General features: G+C 55.8%; 2 protein-coding genes. Both read left to right on the forward strand.

What is annotated here, in order from left to right:
* The first annotated feature begins 418 nt into the window (after positions 1-418).
* Positions 419-811, forward strand: a complete 393-nt coding sequence (locus tag AB0305_RS22945; RefSeq protein ID WP_290344226.1) for a globin — start codon at positions 419-421, stop codon at positions 809-811.
* A gap of 310 nt (positions 812-1121) precedes the next feature.
* A complete protein-coding gene (locus tag AB0305_RS22950; protein WP_010793081.1) occupies positions 1122-2426 on the forward strand; it encodes an IS1380-like element ISPa33 family transposase in 1305 nt (434 codons plus the stop codon).
* The last annotated feature ends 289 nt before the right edge of the window (positions 2427-2715 follow it).

Below are 2715 nucleotides of genomic sequence, written 5' to 3' on the forward strand. Positions count from 1 at the left end.
TCACAAGGGAGGCTATTCATCGATCCTCCCTATCGGTCGCGACATCACTAGCGGATTTTCTGGGTAGTTCTTTTATTTGTGGTGAGGGGTTTTGTGTGGCGAGGCCATTCGCGCTGAACCTGCCGGCGAAGACCGTGATATACAATTTAGATTAACTGAATAACCAAGCAGGCCACTAGAGGCTCTAAAAAATTGCTTCGCAAAGGTACGACCAAGGGCTGATTAATTTGAGCATGCAAGTAATTGGCTGGGCGAAACGCTACTGCGAAAGTAAATGACCAAATAAATGGTCAGGCCCCTACTGGAGCATGGTAAAACGCTCTGGCATCGAACGCGACACACCTTCGTCATGCTTGGCTACAGCAAGGTATGCGCTCGTGCTTTAGCGAGAGACATCTGGCGACTGGAAAGGTAAAACATGTCTTCTATCAACTGCGTGATGCAAAGCTATGGTCGCTGCTGCGCCAGTCCGAGCTTTTTCGATACTTTCTACCGGCACTTCCTCGCCAGCTCGCCGGCGATCCGCGAGAAGTTCACCAAGACCGACATGACCGCGCAGAAGCACCTGCTGCGTGCCGGCATCCTCAACCTGGTGCTCTACGCCCGTGGCATGTCCGACACCAAGTTGCGCACGCTCGGCCAGAGCCACTCCCGCGAGGGGTTCGACATTCGTCCGGAGCTCTATGACTTGTGGCTGGACTCACTGTTATTGGCCGTCAAACAGCACGACCCAGAACTTAATGGCGAAGACCTAGCCGCCTGGCGTGAAGTGCTGGGCAAGGGCATAAACTTGATAAAGTCGTACTATTGATATGTTTGGTTATGAGGATTGTAGATGCTGGTGAATTTCCAGACAGTTTATGTCCGTCCCAATGGGCTGTGTTGACGATGAGCTCGAGAACTGGATGAGCTCTTGCGCTGCGCGTTTCTTCAATATATCAAAATTAGGTTTTGAGGGTTATATTTTTTGATGTCGCAAGCATAGATTTTAAATATGTTGCGTAATGCGTGACTGAAGGCACTTAGCCCGGATTTCTCATGACCGCATAAACAAAAACGGCTGAAAGCCTTATGATTCTTGTCGCCAAAAAAAGCCCCATAAGTCTTCAGCCGCGCACAAAATGCTACCAGAAAAACTCCACTTTTCCCCCCTCTCTCGCCGCCTCGTCGAGGCCTCTTTCACCGGTGGTCACATCACCTCGGATGCGGGCTTGTTGCTGCTGCGCGAGGTCGACCGGCAACATGGCTTGACCCGCCGCCTGGCCAAAATCGTTCCCGATCGGCGTGATCCTGGGCGTGTCCAGCACGGACTGCAGACACTGCTCGCCCAGCGTATCTATGCACTGGCCGCCGGCTACGAGGATCTCAACGATCATGACGGCCTGCGCCATGACTACGCGCTGCAGACTGCGGTCAACCGCCTGCAACCGCTGGCCGGCAAATCCACTCTGGGGCGCCTGGAACAGCAAGCCGATCGCGAAACGGTGGTGCAAGCCCATCGCCTGCTGTGGGAGCACTTCATCGCCCAGCATGACCAGGCGCCGGCTGAGATCGTGCTCGACTTCGATGCGACCGATGTGCCGGTGCATGGTGATCAGGAAGGGCGCTTCTTCCATGGCTATTACGACCATTACTGCTTCCTGCCGCTCTATGTGTTCTGTGGTCGCCATCTGCTGGTGAGCTATTTGCGCCCGAGCAACATCGATGGCGCCCGACACAGTTGGGCCATCCTGGCACTGCTGGTCAAGTTCATTCGCCGCTTCTGGCCAGAGACCCGCATCGTGTTCCGCGGTGACGGCGGTTTTTGCCGACATCGCATGCTCGACTGGTGTGACCGCAAGCAGGTGGATTATGTGGTGGGTCTGGCCCGCAACACCCGCCTGCAGCGGATGGCGGCGCCGGCCATGCAAGCTGTCGCCGAGGCCTACCAAGAAACCGGGCAGAAGATGTCCGGCGTGTATCGCTTCCTCTATCAGGCCGGTAGTTGGCGTAGGCGCCGCCTGGTCGTGTCGCGCCTGGAACATGGCGAGCAGGGTGCCAATCCACGCTTCATCGTCGTGTCCCGCTTTGCCGAGGATGCTGCCCAGCAGTACTACGAAGACTACTGCGGCCGTGGCGACATGGAGAATCGGATCAAGGACCAACAGTTGGATCTGTTCGCCGACCGCACCTCCAGCCCACGCTGGTGGACCAACCAGTGGCGGCTGATGCTGTCGGCCTTTGCCTATGTGCTGTTCGAACGGCTACGCGATCATCTCCAGGGCACCGCATTGGCGCGCATGAGCATCCATAACCTGCGCTTGAAACTGCTCAAGATCGGTGCGGTGATCATTCGCAACAGCCGGCGCATCCGCGTGCTGATCAGCGAGGCCTATCCGCATCAGGAACTCTTTGCGGGGCTGGTTGCCCGCCTCAAGCCGACCTGAACAGGCGGGCGCCCCCGGCCCGGCTCAATGGGGGAAAGGGGGCAGTGCGCCCCATACGCGGGAATTGAATAAAAAACGATCAATTTTTAGCGGTGGAAGGCAGGTTGTTGATACACCGAGGCTTCACCGGCCACGCCTGCCGGCCTCATGAGAAATCCGGGTTAAAAACAATTAACTCTTGATTGAAAAATTATTTTCTCGGATAAAACACCCTGTGGATAATTACCGTGCTTTATACGAGGGCTTTTTCGCACTTGCGTGCACCCGTATTGTTCATTTAGTAGCCAAG

This window comes from Arthrobacter sp. NPDC080086 (assembly GCF_040702285.1).

Coding starts and splice junctions, on each gene's coding strand:
- AB0305_RS22950 (WP_010793081.1), top strand. CDS start 1,122: ATGCTACCAGAAAAACTCCACTTTTCCCCCCTCTCTCGCCGCCTCGTC.
- AB0305_RS22945 (WP_290344226.1), top strand. CDS start 419: ATGTCTTCTATCAACTGCGTGATGCAAAGCTATGGTCGCTGCTGCGCC.